Origin of the sequence: Candidatus Marithrix sp. Canyon 246, from assembly GCF_001723685.1 — a bacterium.
GTDB lineage: Bacteria > Pseudomonadota > Gammaproteobacteria > Beggiatoales > Beggiatoaceae > Marithrix.
Map to the genome: position 1 here is coordinate 21,804 of NZ_MCBX01000016.1, position 18,530 is coordinate 40,333.

The following is an 18,530-nucleotide window of genomic DNA, read 5'->3' on the forward strand; positions in this document are numbered from 1 at the left end:
GTGTAGATTTGTTTTTATTGTTTAGTACGATGATTAAATTAGGAATAGTGAATGTTATTCACTATTCCTAATACAATTATTTAACTTCTACACTACCGCCGGCAGCTTCAATATCTTTCTTGATTTTCTCGGCTTCATCTTTAGTAACATCTTCTTTAACTACTGAAGGTGCTCCTTCAACTAAATCCTTAGCTTCTTTTAAGCCCAAACCTGTAATTGCACGAACTGCTTTAATGACGGCTACTTTCTTAGCGCCAAAGCTGGTTAAGTTCACAGTGAATTCAGTTTGTTCTTCAGCAGCGGCGGCACCGCCTGCATCAGCAGCGGCTGGTGCAGCAGCTACCGCAGCAGCAGCGGATACACCAAACTTATCTTCCATTGCAGTGATTAATTCCACTACTTCCATTACACTCATGTTTGCAATGGCTTCTAAAATATCTTCTTTGGCTACTGCCATAATTAATAATTCCTTTATGATTTACTATCGCGTACAGCAGCGATTGTGCGTACTAGTTTAGCGTGTGGTTCTTTGATGGTGCGTACTAATTGAGTAATTGGTGCTTGCATTACAGACATTAACATACTAACTGCTTCAGGATAAGTTGGTAACTTAGCAACTTTTTCAAGATCCTTAGCATCTAATAGTTCACCAGTGAGTGCAATTGCTTTTACAACTAATTTTTTATTTTCTTTTGTAAAATCTTTTATTACTCGTGCAGCAGCACTGGGTTCTTCTTTTGAGAAAGCTAACACTATTGGACCAGCTAAGCTGTCTCGTAAACATTCAAAATTTGTATTTAAGAATGCACGTCGTGCTAGAGTATTTCTCACTACCCGCAAATAGACACCACCATCTCGTGCTTTTTGACGAAGCTCTGTCATTTCTGCTACAGTAATTCCGCGATATTCAGCGGCTATAGCAGAATGTGCTGTACTAGCAATATTAGCAATATCAGCAACAATAGCTTGCTTATCTTCAAGCTTGAGCGGCATTAATGCTCTCCTAGATTAGTGATAAGTTTGCAAAACTTGATAGTTTTGCCATCTGCGTAGGATTTATTATTATATTCACCTACGGTCTTTGACGGCTGCTGGAGTATTATTCCAGTAGCTCAAAGTCTTTTTAGTTCTAATTAAATACTAGAACTATCTACAGCAATACCCGGTCCCATTGTGGTCGAAAGAGTGATCTTTTTCAGATACACACCTTTCGCAGTACTAGGTTTTGCTTTTGTTAAACCTGCTAATAAAGCTTGTAAATTTTCTTCGATTGCATTATTAGGAAAATTAATTTTTCCTACACTACAATGAATAATTCCACCTTTATCAGTTCTATAACGTACTTGTCCAGCTTTGGCATTTTTTACTGCTCCTGCAACATCAGCAGTAACAGTACCGACTTTAGGGTTCGGCATTAATCCTCGTGGTCCAAGAATTTTACCTAATGTACCTACAATGCGCATTGCATCTGGTGATGCAATTACCACATCAAAATCTAAAACACCTTTTTTAACTTGTTCAGCTAAATCCTCAAATCCAACAATATCCGCACCAGCTTCTTTAGCGGCATCAACATTGGCTCCTTGAGTAAATACTGCAACCCGTATATCTTTACCAGTACCATGTGGTAATACAGTAGAACCTCTGACCACTTGATCAGATTTACGAGGATCAACACCTAAGTTGATACTTACATCTAATGATTCAGTAAATTTTACTGCTGGCAAAGATTTTAGTAAATCAATTGCTTCATTGATTGCATAAACCTTACCGGGCTGTATTTTTTCTTTGATAGCTCGTATTCTTTTTGATAGCTTAGCCATTTAAACAACACCCTCTACATCAATACCCATACTACGCGCACTACCTGCGATGGTACGCACTGCTGCATCCATATCTGCTGCTGTTAGATCAGGCATTTTAGTGGTTGCAATTTCTTCTAATTGCGCACGATTAACTTTCGCAACTTTATCAGTGTGTGGAGTTTTACTACCTTTAGTTATTCCTGCTGCTTTTTTCAATAAAATTGACGCTGGTGGCGTTTTTATGACAAAAGTAAAGCTTCTATCAGAATAAGCTGTAATAATGACTGGAGTTGGCATCCCAGCTTCAAGTTTCTGAGTTTTGGCATTAAATGCTTTACAAAACTCCATGATATTAAGTCCATGTTGACCTAATGCGGGTCCAACTGGCGGACTGGGATTAGCTTGACCAGCTTTAACTTGTAATTTAATGTAGGCTGTAACTTTTTTTGCCATTGTTTTTCCTTATTGGGTGCAAACGCTTTATCCAAGCTCCCCATAGTTATTCTTTTTCAACTTGTCCAAATTCTAGTTCAACTGGAGTTGAACGCCCAAAAATTGATACTGCAACTCGTAAACGATTTTTTTCATAGTTGATATCTTCAACTTCACCATTAAAATCATTAAATGGTCCATCTATAACACGTACAATTTCACCAACTTCAAATAGTACTTTTGGACGGGGTTTTTCTGCACCTTCTTGGACTCGCTGTAAAATTATCTCAGCTTCTTGATCCGAAATAGGCGCAGGACGTTCTTGACTACCACCAATAAAACCTAGAACTTTAGGCACATCTTTAACTAAATGCCAAATCTCATCTCTTAAAGAAAGAGGGTTTCCATGATTATCTTGTTGTTCTGAATCTACTTCATCCATATCCATTTGGATCAGAACATAACCGGGAAACAGTTTACGCTCACTTTTGCGCCGTTGACCTGCACGCATTTCAATGATTTCTTCAGTGGGTACTAATATTTCCCCAAAGCATTTTTGTAATTCACTTCTAGAACGCGCAAGACGTTCATCTAAAGAACGTTGAACTGTTTTTTCATATCCCGAATAGGCTTGCACAACATACCAGCGCAAAGCCATAATATTTACCCTCCTTGGCCAGTCAAACTTTGTACAATCCACCATAAAAGGCTATCAATTGCCCAAATAAATAATGATAATAGTATTACCATTATTATTACAATGCCTGTCATTTGTACGGTTTCTTGTCTGGTAGGCCAAACTACCTTCCTAACTTCAATATTGGTCTCACGTAAAAACGTTTTAGTATTTTGACCTTTGGTAGTGCTAAAAGCAATCACAGTTACAATAGCTACAATAGCTAATAAACTAAGGACACGTAAGAGTAATGAATATTCGGTTAGGGTATAAAAACTTACTATGCCGACAGATAGTAATAATACAACTGATAACCATTTTAATTTATCAGAAGTATTTGATGTTGTTTTTGTACTCATTATGTGAGTGTGATATGAGTGTTTGAGAGAAAAAATGGCAGGACAGGAGGGACTTGAACCCCCACTCGGACGCTTTGGAGGCGCCTGCTTTGCCAATTAAGCTACTGTCCTAGAAATTTGACTAGGGATGTTTTAAACATCCCATACTACTTATTCGATAATCTTAGATACTACACCAGCACCAACAGTACGTCCACCTTCACGAACTGCGAAGCGTAAACCTAATTCCATCGCAATTGGAACGATTAATTTAACTGTCATTTTGACGTTATCACCCGGCATTACCATTTCTACACCTTCAGGTAATTGACAAGCACCAGTAACATCAGTGGTACGGAAATAGAATTGTGGACGATAACCTTTAAAGAAAGGAGTATGACGACCACCTTCATCTTTACTTAGAACATATACTTCACATTCAAAGTGTGTATGTGGTGTAATTGAACCCGGTTTTGCTAACACTTGACCACGTTCAACATCTTCACGTTTTGTACCACGTAATAATATTCCTACGTTATCACCAGCAACACCTTCATCTAGCAATTTACGGAACATTTCAACGCCAGTACAAGTGGTGCTGACAGTGTCTTTAACACCAACAATTTCTATGGTTTCACCAACTTTAACGACACCACGTTCGATACGTCCAGTTACTACTGTACCACGTCCAGAAATGGAGAATACATCTTCAATTGGCATCAAGTAGGCTTGATCAATATCACGTTCTGGTTGTGGGATATATTTATCCATTTCTTCGACTAATTTTAATATCGAAGGAACGCCAATCTCACTTTGATCGCCTTCTAAGGCTTTTAGTGCTGAACCTATTACGATAGGTGTATCATCACCCGGGAAATCGTAACTATCTAATAGTTCACGAATTTCCATTTCGACCAATTCTAATAATTCTTCATCATCAACCTGATCAGCCTTATTCATATATACAAGAATATAAGGCACACCAACTTGACGTGATAATAAAATATGTTCACGAGTTTGAGGCATTGCACCATCAGCTGCTGATACTACTAGTATTGCACCATCCATTTGTGCGGCACCAGTAATCATATTTTTTACATAATCAGCATGACCGGGACAATCTACGTGAGCATAGTGACGATTATCAGATTCGTATTCTACATGCGCTGTAGCAATAGTAATACCACGAGCACGTTCTTCAGGGGCATTATCAATTTGGTCATATGCTTTAAATTCACCGCCATTTTTTTCAGCCATACATTTTGTAATTGCGGCTGTTAAAGTGGTCTTACCGTGATCTACGTGACCAATAGTACCAACGTTTAGATGTGGTTTACTGCGATCAAATTTTTCCTTGGACATTTATTTCAATAACCTTCTCAAATGCTACTATACTTTATTACTATTTAATAATAGCCCATAACCGGATTTGAACCGGTGACCTCGTCCTTACCAAGGACGTACTCTACCAACTGAGCTATATGGGCATTTCAATGGGATTTGGAGCGGGTGATGGGGATCGAACCCACACTATCAGCTTGGAAGGCTGAAGTTCTACCATTGAACTACACCCGCAAATTTATTAATACCGTTTGGGAACCTCTCCCATCTTTAAAGTTATAACTTTAGAAGGATTGTAATGCAAGTGGTTTTGATATATACGGTATCTTTAATTTAAACAAATTCTTTTGTGGAGGGGGGAGGATTCGAACCTCCGAAGGATGAACCAGCAGATTTACAGTCTGCCCCCTTTGGCCGCTCGGGAACCCCTCCAAACAAGCCACGTATTATCCAGCATTTTTTATCAAATGTCAACGGTTTTTTGCATTTTATTTTTTTATTGTTATTATAATAATGTTACATGCAATGGAAATTGATCAGTAGTGACATCATCAAAATAATAGTTTAAGGTTTTTTCTATAACTGGAAATGCAATATTATCCCAAGGTATTTCATCTTTTGTGAATAATTTCACGTCTAAACTTTCTATGCCGGGCGCATAATTTAAATCGCTTAATTGAGCAAGAAATATCATATAAACTTGATTTCTATTAGGCAAACTTATCATTACATATAATTTAACTTGTTCTACATTTGCTTTGGCTTCTTCGGATGTTTCTCGTATAGCGGCTTGTTCAACAGATTCATTATTTTCCATAAATCCGGCGGGTAATGTCCATAAGCCATAACGGGGTTCAATCGCGCGTTTGCATAATAAAATTTTATCTTGCCATATAGGTAAAGTTCCTGTAACAATTTTAGGGTTTTGATAAAAAATCGTTTGGCAATTTTCACATATATAACGAGGTAAATTATCGCCTTCAGGTATTTTAAAAGCTAGGTTTGCTGATCCACAATTGCTGCAATATTTCATATATTTGATTTAAATATCAGTTGTTACGGTGACAATACAAAAAACTTGTATTGCTTCTCCACGCCCAAAGGCAGTTAATCCTTCACCAGAGGTTGCGGTTATACCAATGTCTTGTGTTTCTAAACCCAATAGTTGACTAATATTGGTTTTCATTTCTGATATTTTTGGAGTAATTTTAGGTGTTTTGCATTCAATGCTGAATGATACGTGTGTAATGTGCCAGTCTTTTAAGTGGTTGAGTGCTTCTTGTAAATAAAAGCGGCTATCTGTTATACCATGTTTATGGCATAAAGTGTCGCTTATTTTGCCTAAAATATTGACTCCGGTTACACCTGATATCGCGTTACATAAGGCATGTAGTACTACATCCGCGTCACTATTACCTTTTAATGGTGGTTGATTTTCAAATAGGACGCTGCCAAGTATTAATTTTTTAGTTTTCTCTTCAAAATCAAAACGATGGCTGTCTTGGCCTATTCCTGTTTTGATGCGCATAAATATTGCTCTGCTAATTGTAAATCTTGTGGATGAGTTATTTTTATATTATCAGGATGCCCCTCTATTAGGATTGGTGATAGTCCTAATTTTTCAATTGCTTGTGCGTCATCTGTGACTAATTCATTATGTGCTAAGATGGTTTCTAGGGCTGTTGTTAGGGTTTTTAGACGAAACATTTGTGGAGTTAATGCGTGCCATAAATTTTCGCGATTAACGGTTTCTGTAATGGCATTTTTATTATTGGCTCGTTTCATGGTATCACGTACTGGTAATGCTAGTAAGCCTCCAACTGGGTGATCGGCTAGTTGTGTCATCAGTTTTTCAATATCAGTGGTACGAACGCAGGGGCGTGCAGCGTCATGAACTAATACCCAGTCATCAGGATGGGCTTGTTGTTGTAATATGTGTAAGGCGTTTAATACTGAATGACAACGCTCTTTGCCACCATTGACGCGAATAATTGGTTTAGCTAGATTAGTAGGTGTTTTCCAGTAAGGATCATCTTTGGCTATAGATACTACTATGCCTTTAATATTTAATTGGGCAAGCCGATCTAGTGTATGTTCGATAATAGGTTTTTGTTGTAAATGTAAATATTGTTTTGGGAACTGACTATGCATACGGGAACCTATTCCAGCAGCGGGTACTATTGCCCAGTAGTTGGTTTTTTTCATTAATTATTATGTGTATAGTTAATAATATTTATATTTGTTTTACTTACTGATGTTACTTAGTGTCGGGTTTTAGACCTGACAAGTCTTATGGTGTATTGTCGTGGTTCATGAATTGAAGCAGAAAAGGCTCAATAATAGCTGACCATTCATCAATTTTATCTTTTAGAGATGATAACTCATTCAAGTGGGTGATATACTGGTTTATAAATAATAACTAAAAAAGCTGTGTTTGATTCTAATAAAATAGAATATGAACCTTTAGACTGTATGAATTTTAGTATTTTCATCTATGCCCACAATCTGCAACAAAATACCCAATAAAGTTGGCAATTCCTTAAAAGTGTACTCATCAATATCAATATAAGCATATTGCTGATCCAATTTAAGGAATTTCCAGTTGGTGCCTGTCGTCACGGCACCATAAATATAAGGAACAGTTTGTTGTTCTTTTTCATTGAATAATCGCGCTGCATACATCGTTGCCAAACATTGTCCAAGTCCTTCCACAATATTTTCTTTTTTTGCCTCAACAATCGTCAGTATGGGGGTAGATAAATAATACTGTTCGGAACTTAAGCTAATAATATAATCACAAAAACCATCCAATCCTTGTTCAGGGGCAACATCCAAGCGTGTTCTTTCACTTCAGCCAAAATGGGTGCAATAATCCATTCTGAATAAACTGCAATGCAATTTCCGCTAAAGGTCTTTAGGCGAAAATCTTTATCTGAAAAACTATAGTATCATAGTTATATTATAGTTGATTTTTTGATAAAAATATGAAACAACAATCAGATATTTATAACGCTACTTTTATTGAGACATTATATGAAACTTATTTAGTCAATCCAATGGATGTTAGCGCAGAATGGCGTAGCTATTTTGAGCAGTTAGAACAAAAAAAACCAACCGTAGTCAAGAACCCTTCTCTTACAAAACAAAGTGCGGTTTTACAATTAATTCATGCTTATCGTTTTCGCGCTCATCAACGAGCTAATGTTGATCCATTAAATTTATATACCGCTGCTTATATTGAGGAATTGTATCCTGAATATTATGGCTTTACTCAGGCTGATATGCAGACTGTATTTAATGTAGGTTCTTTTTATGGTCTTGAAAAGGCTAAATTATATGATATTATTACGCGCTTGGAAAGCATTTATTGTGGTGCTATTGGTGCGGAATATATGCACATCACTGATACTAAGCAAAAGCGTTGGATTCAGCAACGCTTAGAAGGTTCATTTGCTAAGGCTGATTTTAGTGTTGAAAAGAAATTACATATTTTAAAAGCTTTAAGTGCTGCTCAAGGTTTGGAGGAATTTTTACATACTAAATATGTTGGACAAAAACGTTTTTCCCTTGAAGGTGCAGAAAGTTTAATACCTTTATTAGATCAGTTTATTCAAGATGCTGGTAGTTTGGGTGTTAAAGAAGTTGTGCTTGGTATGGCGCATCGTGGGCGTTTGAATGTGTTAGTCAATTTGTTGGGTAAGCGTACTAAGGATTTATTTGCTGAATTTGAGGGTAAAGTTGATAATCAGCAACTTGGTTCGGGTGATGTTAAATATCATTTAGGATATTCTTCGGATATTATGACTTCTGGTGGGCTTGTACATTTGGTTATGGGTTTTAATCCTTCTCATTTAGAAATTATTAATCCTGTAATAGAAGGATCAGTGCGTGCCCGTCAAGAGCGGCGCGGTGATACAGAACGTAATATGGTATTGCCGCTATTGATTCATGGAGATGCCGCTTTTGCTGGGCAAGGTGTGATTATGGAAACCTTGAATTTATCACAAACGCATGGTTATGGCACTGGGGGTACGGTACATATTATTATTAATAATCAAATTGGTTTTACTACTAGTGAGCCATTTGATTCGCGTTCAACTTTGTATTGTACTGATGTAGCTAAAATGGTGCAAGCACCGATTTTTCATGTTAATGCTGATGATCCTGAAGCAGTATTGTTTATTACTAAACTGGCATTGGATTATCGGATGCAGTTTAATAAGGATGTGGTAATTGATCTGGTATGTTATCGTCGTCAGGGGCATAATGAGGCTGATAATCCTTTTGTGACTCAGCCTATGATGTATAAAAAAATTGCTGAACATCCAACCACACAATCTATTTATGCAGAGAGTTTAGTAGAACTAGGTATTATTGATGCTGATGAAGCTGAGGCTTTATTACAGCAATATCGTGCTGATTTAAAAACTAAAGATATTGTTTCTATAGCCGAACATCATGATTTTAAAGAAGCAATTGATTGGAAACAATATATTGGAACTGATTGGGATGCAAAAACAGATACTAGAATTAGTCTGGAGCAATTACAATCTTTAATAAGCAAATTCACTACTATACCTGAAGGATTTGAATTAAATCATGTGGTTGCTAAGTTAATGACAACTCGTAAGCAAATTCTTGATTGGGGTTGTGCTGAAACTTTGGCTTATGCTTCATTGTTAGAAGATGGTTATCCAATACGTTTATCTGGGCAAGATAGCGCACGTGGTACTTTTGCTCATCGTCATGCGGTGTTACATGATCAAAATAGTGGTGATACATATATTCCCTTACAAAATATCTCTGAAACACAAGCAAATTTTTTAGTTATTAATTCTTTACTTTCTGAACAAGCTGTGCTTGGATTTGAATATGGTTATAGTTCTTCTAATCCTGAAACTTTAGTCATTTGGGAAGCACAATTTGGTGATTTTGTTAATAATGCTCAAGTTGTGATAGACCAATTTTTAAGTTCATCTGAAGCTAAATGGCAACGTTATTGTGGTTTGGTATTGTTTTTACCACATGGTTATGATGGACAAGGTCCTGAACATTCGTCAGCGCGATTAGAGCGTTTTTTATGGTTATGTGCAGAAGATAATATTCAGGTATGTATTCCTACAACACCAGCGCAATTTTTCCATTTGTTAAGACGGCAAATGTTAAGAAACTATCGTAAACCATTGATTATAATGACTCCTAAAAGTTTATTACGCCATAAACTGGCTATTTCTCAGTTTCATGAGTTTACTGAGCAAGGTTTTCAAACTGTGATTGATGACATTGTAGAGCCTACAGAAATTAAGCGGTTACTATTTTGTAGTGGTAAAGTTTATTATGACTTATTAGCAGCGCGTCAACAACATCAATTAAAACATATTGGAATCATTCGTTTAGAACAATTATATCCATTCCCAGAACAAGCAATGGCAACAGTATTAGCGCGTTATGAACATGTTAAAGATCGGGTTTGGGTACAAGAAGAACCGCGTAATCAAGGGGCATGGGAATATATACGCGCCCATCATTTAAATCTTGGACATAGTCATGCACTGACATATGTTGGACGTGCTGCGTCAGCCTCACCAGCAGTTGGTTATTTGCAAATTCATCGCCAGCAGTTGCAGCAGTTGATTAATGAGGCTTTGGATTTGAAATAATTAATTATTAGTCTTCGATAGGTAAATTGGATCGCGTTGTTTGATATATATTTTGTCTTCCGAGTTTGCGTATGTCGCTGAAAAGTTTTGCCCTTCAAGTTTTTCGGTAATTTCTACCAGTTGTGACATTAATACTTGGGCTACTTCAACATATCTATCTGCGCCTTCAATATCATAAGCAGATAATCCAATAGGTAGTTGGATTAGTTGAGCATTTTGACACGGAATGGGTGGTATATCATATTTTTCAACACCAAGAAATTCGGTAATTTTTTCATCCGCAGTGTTTGCAGGCATATTTTCTAACAATGTAAGTTTTGCAACTAAGTCTAGTTTTTCTAGTACCCATTCTGGTATAAGAGAATCAATGGCAAAATATAAGACAATATCTCCTTTTGTAACTCCGAAAAAAGCCATGATTTTTCTCCTTATTAGTGTATAATCAATTTAATAACTCATGTTACGCATTGTAGCCCAACAAATTCACTGATGTTAAGTAACTTATTCTAATAGCATAAGTTCAATACCTTCTTTTTTTACTATTTGATCTATTGCTCTATTTTGTGAATGATCTGCTAAAACAACATCTATTTTTTGATCACCTATTAAAGATTTCAGTAGCACTAAAAAATCTATTTTCTTTTTAATTCCATTTACAATTCGATATTCAGATAAAATATATAAATCAATATCTCCACCACATCTGGAATCATCAATTCTACTACCAAATAAATAAATTTTAGAATCAGCAAAAAATTTCTCTTTAGCTTTTAAAATCGCTGAAATCTGAGTTTTCGATAGTCTCATAAAACTTGTTTATCTCTATTTTAGTATCTTCAAATATGTTTGAATACATCTTGGTTTTAACATAATCTAAAATATCTTTAAATATTTTAATAATTTCTAAACCCTTGGTTTCAAACAGGTGATTTAGAAGTTCTATATCACTATTTATATCATCTAAATATTCGTGAGCAAGAGAATTTCTAATTTCTCTCATACTTTGCCAATCAATATCATTCGCAATAATGCCATATTTTTTCATAATATTTATGATTTCTAAAATCGGCTTATTAAAAATTTCTGTTTCACCTAAATTTGCTAACACAGATTTAAACAGCTTAGTTCCCATATCGTCTTGTAGCTTTTGAAATCTATAGACGAATTGATCTATATGTTCTATTTCTTCATTGGATAGATCATTATATTGAGAGAGAGTTATTAAAGGAAAAAAATCCATCATTCTTCCTCTTGCATATAAAATTCTATAGCAATGTCTAATTGCTAAACGAATATTAAAATTCAGTTTTTCTTGTTCCATAAATTAGCCCTAATACATCTTAAAATATCATAACTATCTTTTTACAATAACATTAACTGTTCTTGTTTTTCTGCTTCTTTTTGTTTATAAATAGAAGTATCGTAATTTGTTACAATTGCTTCAATCATTGGATTTCGATTCTTTTCACTAGCACCTACATGATAAAAATGTTCTCGTGTCAGAATATGAAATTTTTTCCAATATTTTTTTATATATTCATTGTTGCGATAATCGTTATGATGCCAAGTAGATAAAATAAATTTGCTTGGGGAATTAGATAAGACTTCAAATAGCAATTGTTCATTTTCTTTATTCCAACCATTATAATAATCAACATGACGACCAATGTATGGTGGATCACAATAAATAACATCTTTATCTGTAGTTGCCTTTATAGCTTGTTCAAAAGATTGACATTTAAAAGTAAAATCTTTTGCTTTTAAGGATTTAGCAACATAATCGACTTGATTAACAATTTTTGTTATATATGCTTGTGCAAATCGTTGAGGTTTTTTACAAAATGGAATATTGAATTTACCCTTACGATTAAAGCGAATCATTCCATTGAATCCAGCGCGATTTAAAAATAAGAAATCTAATGGCTGATGTTTATCATTAAAACGTTCACGTACTTCATAATAGTGTGATTCACCTTTTTCAAGTAATTTTCTACCTTCATAAATTAAATATTGACGGACAATTTCTGGAGTTATTTCACCGGAAGCAATTGCAGAATAAAAATTTATTAAATGTGGATTAGTATCAGATAATAAAGCCTGTTTTGGAGCTATATTAAAAGCAACAACACAAGTACCCATAAACGGTTCAATCCATCTGCCTTCAAAATTTGATGGCACAATACTCTGTATCCATGGAACCAGTTTAGTTTTAATACCTTGTGATTTAATTGGTGGTATATTTACTTTCATTAAATAAATTAGCTATCTCTGTATTTATTGTGCTTTGGAACAATAAGTGCCACATTTCCTTTTTTATATCTAACAAAACTTTCCAAATCAGTCAGTTTTTTTGTGTTTCCTTTACGATCTTGAATCGTTATTTTTCCGTAGTTCATCCAATAATCATCAAACCAATGTTCTCCAAGCTTTGAGAACATGCCATTTTCATTAATAAGATCCTTGATGTTGTTTATGCTACCAATATTAGCAGTATTACCACTTCCACTTTTATCACTTGCGATTAGCCATTTTTCAGCGACAAATAATCGAAAATCACGCACTACTGAACTGATAGATGTCAATTCACTCAGTTTATATGGCTTAGTTTCATCAATTGTAGAACCATCTACTCTATTATAAATAATCCCCAAACAAAAATGACCAGAATATGAGCTATATGGAAACTGTATATTTTTTGTGCTATTTCTATCTTGAAAGTATTTTCCATGCGAACCAAGAGTAAAACCATTACATAAAAATGGTTTATCAGGGATACGGTAAGTAGTTTTAAAATCAACTGCAAACTTGATTGTTTCATCATCCGCTTTAACAAAAGAAATGTCAGGATAATAATTTTGGTGTTCTGCCAATACTAGCTTGTAACCATGCTGACGCGCAAAATTCATAATTTTTGGGAATAGATGAATTTCTAATATCTTTGACACGATCTTTGTATCAGATGAAATGGTATATATATTTTGGAATACATCTATGAAACCTTTAATTGTCCATTGTCCATCATCTGTGCTAATATGTTCCTGTAAACCATTAACAAATTCTTTTAGTTGAGCTTTAAATTCTTCTCTATTTCTCATATTAATATACTTATCTCCACAAATTAGCCCTAACACATTTTAAAATATCATAACTATATTCACCATCAAAAGTGTCAAAAACTGGTTTTAAAGTATGCTGTTCTTCTTTTGATAATTCTAAGAATTGCTCTTCAATTTCTTTTATTTCTGCTGCTGGTAGTTTGATTACTTTATCTAATTCTATTTGTCTGGCTTCTATGCCTTCAGATAGGTGTTGATAAATCGTTGAGGCTTTTAGGGCGCGTTGTTCGGCTATTTGTTCTATTGATTGCCCTTGTTTAAAAGCATCAATACTTATTATTGCTGTCTCTGATGTTGTGCTTGGTAGTGGATTTAATATATCTATAAATGCTTGTGCATAGCGTTCTAGTTTGCTCTTACCAACTCCTGATAATAATGAAAACTCTTTTAAATTGCTTGGGCGTTTAGAAATCATTTCTTCTAAGGTGCTATCATGGAAGATTACATAAGGTGGAACCTCTTGCGCTGTAGCTAGTTCTAAACGTTTGGTGCGTAGTTTTTCCCAGATAATTTTATCTGGTTGAAATGTCTTAGTTTTATTGTCTTTTTTGCTGGTTTTCTTAGTTACGATATCTTTACGTAAATTTAAACGCATTTCGCTACGTAATAATGGACGAGCTTTGTCTGTAAGTTCTACACTTCCAAAACCTTCAACATCAACATTGGCAAAATTCATTGCAATTAATTGTCGAAATATTGAACGCCATTCACCTTCTTTTAATTCTTTACCAATTCCAAATGTACTTATATTATTATGTCGCAATTTGATGATACGCTCGTTGTTTCTGCCTAATAATACATCAATTAAATAATTGACTCCAAAGCGTTGCCCGGTACGATAAATACAGGATAAGGCTTTTTGAGCTACTTCGGTACCATCAAAAGTTGCCACTGGTTCTAAACAAGTATCACAATTACCACAAGCTTTGTCTCGGTTTTCACCAAAATAATTTAATAGGGCTTGACGACGACAACTTGACATTTCACAATAGCCAAGCATTGAATCTAATTTATGCCGCTCAATACGTTTTTGTTGTTCATGAGCTTCTGAACTATCTAACATTCGTCGCAACATAATCACATCTTGTAATCCATAAGCCATCCAAGCATTTGCTGCTAAACTATCGCGCCCAGCTCGCCCTGTTTCTTGATAATAAGCTTCTAAACTCTTAGGTAAATCTAAATGCGCTACAAAACGTACATTAGATTTATCTATTCCCATTCCAAAGGCAATAGTTGCAACTATTATAATACCTTCTTCGCGTAAAAAACGGTTTTGATTATTTGCACGTATATGATTATCTAATCCAGCATGATAAGGCAAAGCTAACCAACCTTGGTCATTTAACCAAGCGGCAACTTGTTCTACTTTTTTACGCGATAAACAATAAACAATACCAGCGTCACCTTTATGCCCTTCAGTTTCAAGAAAGTTTAATAATTGACGACGAGCATTATCTTTTTGCACCACACGATAACGAATATTAGGGCGATCAAAACTAGTTATAAAGACTTTTGCTTGTTCTAAAGCTAAATGCTTTATAATATCATTGCGAGTTGGTTCATCAGCGGTAGCGGTGAGCGCAATACGTGGTATATCAGGAAAACGTTGAGCTAAAATAGATAATTGAGTATATTCTGGTCTAAAATCATGCCCCCATTGTGATACACAATGAGCTTCATCAATAGCAAATAGAGCAATATTGGCGGTATCAAGAAACTCTAAAAAGCGCGTGGTCATTAATCGTTCAGGTGCAATATATAATAAGTCTAATTCACCTTGACGTAACTGATTTGAAACTAAACGCGCTTGTTCAAACGTTAAACTAGAATTTAAATAAGCGGCACGAACACCATATTGTTGTAATGCAGTAACTTGGTCTTGCATTAAAGCAATTAATGGCGAAATAATAATAGCGACACCGGGGCGAATTAGAGCGGGAATTTGATAACATAAAGACTTACCGCCACCAGTAGGCATTAATACTAGCGCATTTTTATTAGCTACAACATGTTCAATAATTTCCGCTTGCTGACCACGAAAACTTTGATAACCAAAGATATTTTTTAATATTTCTAAAGCTGATAATTTGGAATTATTCATTTTTTAGATTATACCATACATATATCAAGGTTTGCATTTAACTTAAAACAGGTATTATATAATATGTCTCAATGGTTCATGATAACTTTGGTCGGTAAAGACCAAATAGGTATTGTTGCTAAAATAACTACTAGTCTCTATGAATGTGGTTGTAATTTAGGTGAAGCTTCTATGTTACGCTTAGGGGGTAATTTTACTATTATGTTAATGGTAGCTTATGATGGCACGGATCAATCTCTACATAATTTGTTGAAGCCAGTTGCAGATAAACTAGAGTTACATCTTCATATAAATAGTATCGAAGGCCAATTGCATCAACATCAAATACCTAATGTGCGTGTCAAGGTTTATGGTTCTGATAGAATTGGGATTCTAGCACAAGTCACCACTGCCTTAGCAAAAGCTGGTTTCAATATTCTTGATTTAGAATCAGATGTTGGAGGTGATAATGCTAAGCCTTTCTACATCATTAATATTGAAGGTTTTGCTACTGCTGGTATTGAGACAGTAGAAACTGTGTTAGAAGAATTATCATCACAACAGCATGATCTTGAAGTTAAAATTGAAGCTATTGAAACAGTGGTGATGTAAGGCAGATGGCTATTCTTGATTTATTAATTTATCCCGATGTTCGCTTAAAAACGCTATCAACTCCTGTTAGAGTATTTGATGAAAAATTACATGCTTTTATTGCTAATTTAGAAGAAACTATGCGAGCTGGGCAAGGTAGTGTAGGAATTGCTGCACCACAAGTTGGGTATTTTGAACGTATTGTTATTGTTGATGTTTCATCTAAACAAAAAATTAAGCATCATGGTCGTTTGATATTAATCAACCCTGAAATTACAGACTGGAAAGGATTTAAAATTGGTCGTGAAGGTTGTATGTCGGTGCCAGATTATACTGGTAATGTGATACGTGCTAAAAATATTCATCTGCAAGCTTTGGATGAAAATGGCATAGAGCATGAGTATGATATGGAAGGTTATGAAGCCCGTGCAGTGCAACATGAAATTGATCATCTTGAGGGGTTATTATTTCTTGATCGTTTGGTGAGTCGTCGGCATGATTTATTTCAACGTAAGTGCTATTAGGAAACTTATATGTCAACAATTTTAAAAAAAGATAAAAAATATACATTCTCTGATTATTTTGAACTAAACAATCCAACCAAAGAAATTGTTGAAGAATTTGGATATAAATATAGTTTTGAAATCTTAAAATTACCAAAGTCATCTAAAGATATTGGTAATCTTGAGAGACTAAAACAAACTTATATTAAAAAACTGCCATTAATTTCTTTAAATTCAGAAATGGCAAAAAGAGAATTTTATATTTCTCCTTTATTATTAGAACTTCTTGAATATATTCAAGCTCAAATTAACATTGAATATCCTTTAAATGGTGGTGAAAATTTGAGCGGTAACATTGATTACCTAATAAAATTTACCAACAATATTATAATTCTGGAAGCTAAAAAAGGAGATTTAGAACGAGGATTTAATCAATTAGCAGTAGAATTAATTGCCTTAGATAAATCTCTTGAAAATGAACAACAACAACTACTATATGGTGCGATAACATTAGGTGATGTATGGCGTTTTGGAGTATTAGAAAGAAAAAATAAAGTCATAAAAAAAGATATGGAAGCTTATACATTAATATCGGATTTGAATGATATTATTTTGATATTGATTGGGATATTAGAATCATAAAAGACGTTAAATGTTGTAAAATAGTAACTTTAAACCATTAAACTTAGCATGAAATATCAAACAGACGATTTAAAAATAAAAACAATTAAAGAACTCTCTACCCCTGCACAAGTGCATGATGAATTACCTATCACTGAAACTGCTGCTAAAACTGTCTATGAGGCACGTCAAGCAGTACAAAAGATAATATCTGGTGAAGATAAACGTTTATTGGTAATAGTTGGTCCATGTTCTGTGCATGATGAAAAGGCTGCTTTAGACTATGCACAAAAGTTGTTGCTTGTACGAGAGCAACTGAAAGATGATTTAGAAATTATCATGCGAGTTTATTTTGAAAAGCCTAGAACAACTGTAGGTTGGAAAGGTTTAATCAATGATCCGACATTAAATGATAAATTTGAAATTAATAAAGGTTTGCGTTTAGCCCGCAATTTATTATTAGATATTAATAAGTTGGGCTTGCCAGCCGCTACAGAATATTTAGATTTAATTAGCCCTCAATATATTTCTGATTTGATTAGTTGGGGTGCAATTGGTGCTAGAACCACTGAAAGTCAATCACACCGCGAATTGGCATCTGGGCTTTCATGTCCAGTTGGATTTAAAAATAGTACTAATGGTAGCTTACGTGTATCTTTAGATGCGATTAATTCTGCTTCACGCCCTCATAACTTTTTATCTGTAACCAAAGAAGGCTGTTCTGCGATTTTCTCCACCAGCGGAAACCCTGATTGTCATGTAATTTTACGGGGAGGTGGTCGTCCGAATTATGATTCTGAAAGTATCAATATTGCAGCCGATGAAATGCAAAAAGTTGGATTGAAACCCCAGATGATGGTTGATTTTAGTCATGCCAATAGCCGCAAACAATATGAACGTCAATTGATTGTCGGTAAAGATGTTGCAAGTCAAATCAGCCGTGGTGATTTTCGCATTATGGGAGTAATGATTGAGAGTTTCTTGGTAGAAGGGCGACAAAAGAAACCTTTAACTTATGGTCAAAGTATTACTGATGCTTGTATTGGTTGGGAAGATACCGTGCCGCTGTTAGAGCAATTAGCTGAAGCAGTTCGTCAGCGACGCGCTAATTAAACTAAACCTTACAGGTGTTTTTATCTATAAATAAAAATTACTTATAGATAAAAACGCATTTTCGCAAATAAAAAATTACTTTTTTTGTTGATTATACTAATTAGGTTTTTATCTTGGTTTAGCTTATTATTTATCGAGTGTTTATATATAGAATGCAATCAAGATCAAAAAGGTCAGGGTAAATTTTAATTTATTTTATAAATATTTGTTTTTTTAGCTAATTTTTTGCAAAAAATCTTTAATGCTAAATA

22 protein-coding genes and 4 tRNA genes are annotated in these 18,530 nt (G+C 34.7%); 5 read left to right on the top strand and 21 right to left on the bottom strand.

Annotated features, from left to right (window positions below):
• Nucleotides 1–76 precede the first annotated feature (76 nt).
• From rplL to BHU68_RS09800, 15 genes are all read right to left on the bottom strand, one after another.
• A complete protein-coding gene (gene rplL, locus BHU68_RS09730) occupies nt 77–457 on the bottom strand; it encodes a 50S ribosomal protein L7/L12 (RefSeq protein ID WP_069470847.1) in 381 nt (126 codons plus the stop codon).
• 14 nt (nt 458–471) lie between these two features.
• Nucleotides 472–993, bottom strand: coding sequence for a 50S ribosomal protein L10 (rplJ, locus tag BHU68_RS09735; RefSeq protein ID WP_069470848.1), 522 nt, complete (start codon nt 991–993; stop codon nt 472–474).
• Nucleotides 994–1,133: 140 nt separating this feature from the next.
• On the bottom strand, nt 1,134–1,823 hold the full coding sequence (gene rplA, locus BHU68_RS09740) for a 50S ribosomal protein L1 (RefSeq protein WP_069470849.1): 690 nt from the start codon (nt 1,821–1,823) through the stop codon (nt 1,134–1,136).
• Nucleotides 1,824–2,258 (bottom strand): 50S ribosomal protein L11, encoded by a 435-nt coding sequence (gene rplK / locus BHU68_RS09745; RefSeq protein ID WP_069470850.1) that lies wholly within the window; start codon nt 2,256–2,258, stop codon nt 1,824–1,826.
• Nucleotides 2,259–2,304: 46 nt separating this feature from the next.
• Nucleotides 2,305–2,895 (bottom strand): transcription termination/antitermination protein NusG, encoded by a 591-nt coding sequence (locus BHU68_RS09750; protein WP_069470851.1) that lies wholly within the window; start codon nt 2,893–2,895, stop codon nt 2,305–2,307.
• A 5-nt stretch (nt 2,896–2,900) separates the two neighbouring features.
• A complete protein-coding gene (gene secE / locus BHU68_RS09755) occupies nt 2,901–3,272 on the bottom strand; it encodes a preprotein translocase subunit SecE (protein WP_069470852.1) in 372 nt (123 codons plus the stop codon).
• A 35-nt stretch (nt 3,273–3,307) separates the two neighbouring features.
• A tRNA-Trp gene (locus BHU68_RS09760) sits at nt 3,308–3,383 on the bottom strand.
• A 39-nt stretch (nt 3,384–3,422) separates the two neighbouring features.
• A complete protein-coding gene (gene tuf, locus BHU68_RS09765; RefSeq protein ID WP_069470853.1) occupies nt 3,423–4,613 on the bottom strand; it encodes an elongation factor Tu in 1,191 nt (396 codons plus the stop codon).
• A 52-nt stretch (nt 4,614–4,665) separates the two neighbouring features.
• Nucleotides 4,666–4,738, bottom strand: a tRNA-Thr gene (locus BHU68_RS09770).
• Between the two features lie 14 nt (nt 4,739–4,752).
• A tRNA-Gly gene (locus tag BHU68_RS09775) sits at nt 4,753–4,826 on the bottom strand.
• A gap of 116 nt (nt 4,827–4,942) precedes the next feature.
• A tRNA-Tyr gene (locus BHU68_RS09780) sits at nt 4,943–5,024 on the bottom strand.
• Nucleotides 5,025–5,097: 73 nt separating this feature from the next.
• Entirely contained in the window at nt 5,098–5,625 is a 528-nt protein-coding gene (locus BHU68_RS09785) for an NUDIX hydrolase (RefSeq protein ID WP_069470854.1), read from the bottom strand.
• A 9-nt stretch (nt 5,626–5,634) separates the two neighbouring features.
• Nucleotides 5,635–6,120 (bottom strand): 2-C-methyl-D-erythritol 2,4-cyclodiphosphate synthase, encoded by a 486-nt coding sequence (gene ispF, locus BHU68_RS09790; RefSeq protein ID WP_216092563.1) that lies wholly within the window; start codon nt 6,118–6,120, stop codon nt 5,635–5,637.
• Nucleotides 6,099–6,797 carry a 2-C-methyl-D-erythritol 4-phosphate cytidylyltransferase gene (gene ispD, locus BHU68_RS09795; protein ID WP_069470855.1) on the bottom strand — a complete coding sequence of 233 codons (699 nt, stop codon included), beginning with the start codon at nt 6,795–6,797 and terminating at the stop codon, nt 6,099–6,101. Before ispD ends, ispF begins: the two co-directional genes overlap by 22 nt.
• 258 nt (nt 6,798–7,055) lie before the next feature.
• Nucleotides 7,056–7,427, bottom strand: a complete 372-nt coding sequence (locus tag BHU68_RS09800; protein WP_069470856.1) for a hypothetical protein — start codon at nt 7,425–7,427, stop codon at nt 7,056–7,058.
• 149 nt (nt 7,428–7,576) lie between these two features.
• Here BHU68_RS09800 and BHU68_RS09805 point away from each other — a divergent pair, with 149 nt between their 5' ends.
• Nucleotides 7,577–10,252 carry a 2-oxoglutarate dehydrogenase E1 component gene (locus BHU68_RS09805; RefSeq protein WP_069470857.1) on the top strand — a complete coding sequence of 892 codons (2,676 nt, stop codon included), beginning with the start codon at nt 7,577–7,579 and terminating at the stop codon, nt 10,250–10,252.
• Here BHU68_RS09805 and BHU68_RS09810 read toward each other — a convergent pair whose 3' ends face one another.
• From BHU68_RS09810 to recQ, 6 genes are all read right to left on the bottom strand, one after another.
• On the bottom strand, nt 10,253–10,669 hold the full coding sequence (locus BHU68_RS09810; RefSeq protein WP_069470858.1) for a hypothetical protein: 417 nt from the start codon (nt 10,667–10,669) through the stop codon (nt 10,253–10,255). It lies immediately after the preceding gene.
• An 84-nt stretch (nt 10,670–10,753) separates the two neighbouring features.
• On the bottom strand, nt 10,754–11,059 hold the full coding sequence (locus tag BHU68_RS09815; protein WP_069470859.1) for a hypothetical protein: 306 nt from the start codon (nt 11,057–11,059) through the stop codon (nt 10,754–10,756).
• Nucleotides 11,016–11,573, bottom strand: coding sequence for a hypothetical protein (locus tag BHU68_RS09820; protein ID WP_069470860.1), 558 nt, complete (start codon nt 11,571–11,573; stop codon nt 11,016–11,018). The genes BHU68_RS09815 and BHU68_RS09820 overlap by 44 nt, the downstream gene beginning before the upstream one ends.
• A gap of 41 nt (nt 11,574–11,614) precedes the next feature.
• On the bottom strand, nt 11,615–12,502 hold the full coding sequence (locus BHU68_RS09825) for a DNA adenine methylase (RefSeq protein WP_069470861.1): 888 nt from the start codon (nt 12,500–12,502) through the stop codon (nt 11,615–11,617).
• Between the two features lie 8 nt (nt 12,503–12,510).
• A complete protein-coding gene (locus tag BHU68_RS09830) occupies nt 12,511–13,347 on the bottom strand; it encodes an EcoRV family type II restriction endonuclease (protein WP_069470862.1) in 837 nt (278 codons plus the stop codon).
• A gap of 10 nt (nt 13,348–13,357) precedes the next feature.
• Nucleotides 13,358–15,472: a DNA helicase RecQ gene (gene recQ / locus BHU68_RS09835; protein ID WP_069470863.1), complete on the bottom strand. Its 2,115-nt coding sequence runs from the start codon at nt 15,470–15,472 to the stop codon at nt 13,358–13,360.
• A gap of 63 nt (nt 15,473–15,535) precedes the next feature.
• Here recQ and BHU68_RS09840 point away from each other — a divergent pair, with 63 nt between their 5' ends.
• Genes BHU68_RS09840 through BHU68_RS09855 form a run of 4 tightly spaced genes read left to right on the top strand, consistent with a single transcriptional unit; the run spans nt 15,536 to nt 18,279 of the window.
• Nucleotides 15,536–16,063 carry a glycine cleavage system protein R gene (locus BHU68_RS09840; protein ID WP_069470864.1) on the top strand — a complete coding sequence of 176 codons (528 nt, stop codon included), beginning with the start codon at nt 15,536–15,538 and terminating at the stop codon, nt 16,061–16,063.
• Between the two features lie 5 nt (nt 16,064–16,068).
• Nucleotides 16,069–16,566: a peptide deformylase gene (gene def / locus BHU68_RS09845; protein ID WP_069470865.1), complete on the top strand. Its 498-nt coding sequence runs from the start codon at nt 16,069–16,071 to the stop codon at nt 16,564–16,566.
• Nucleotides 16,567–16,575: 9 nt separating this feature from the next.
• Nucleotides 16,576–17,187: a hypothetical protein gene (locus BHU68_RS09850; protein ID WP_069470866.1), complete on the top strand. Its 612-nt coding sequence runs from the start codon at nt 16,576–16,578 to the stop codon at nt 17,185–17,187.
• A gap of 48 nt (nt 17,188–17,235) precedes the next feature.
• Entirely contained in the window at nt 17,236–18,279 is a 1,044-nt protein-coding gene (locus BHU68_RS09855) for a 3-deoxy-7-phosphoheptulonate synthase (protein WP_069470867.1), read from the top strand.
• The last annotated feature ends 251 nt before the right edge of the window (nt 18,280–18,530 follow it).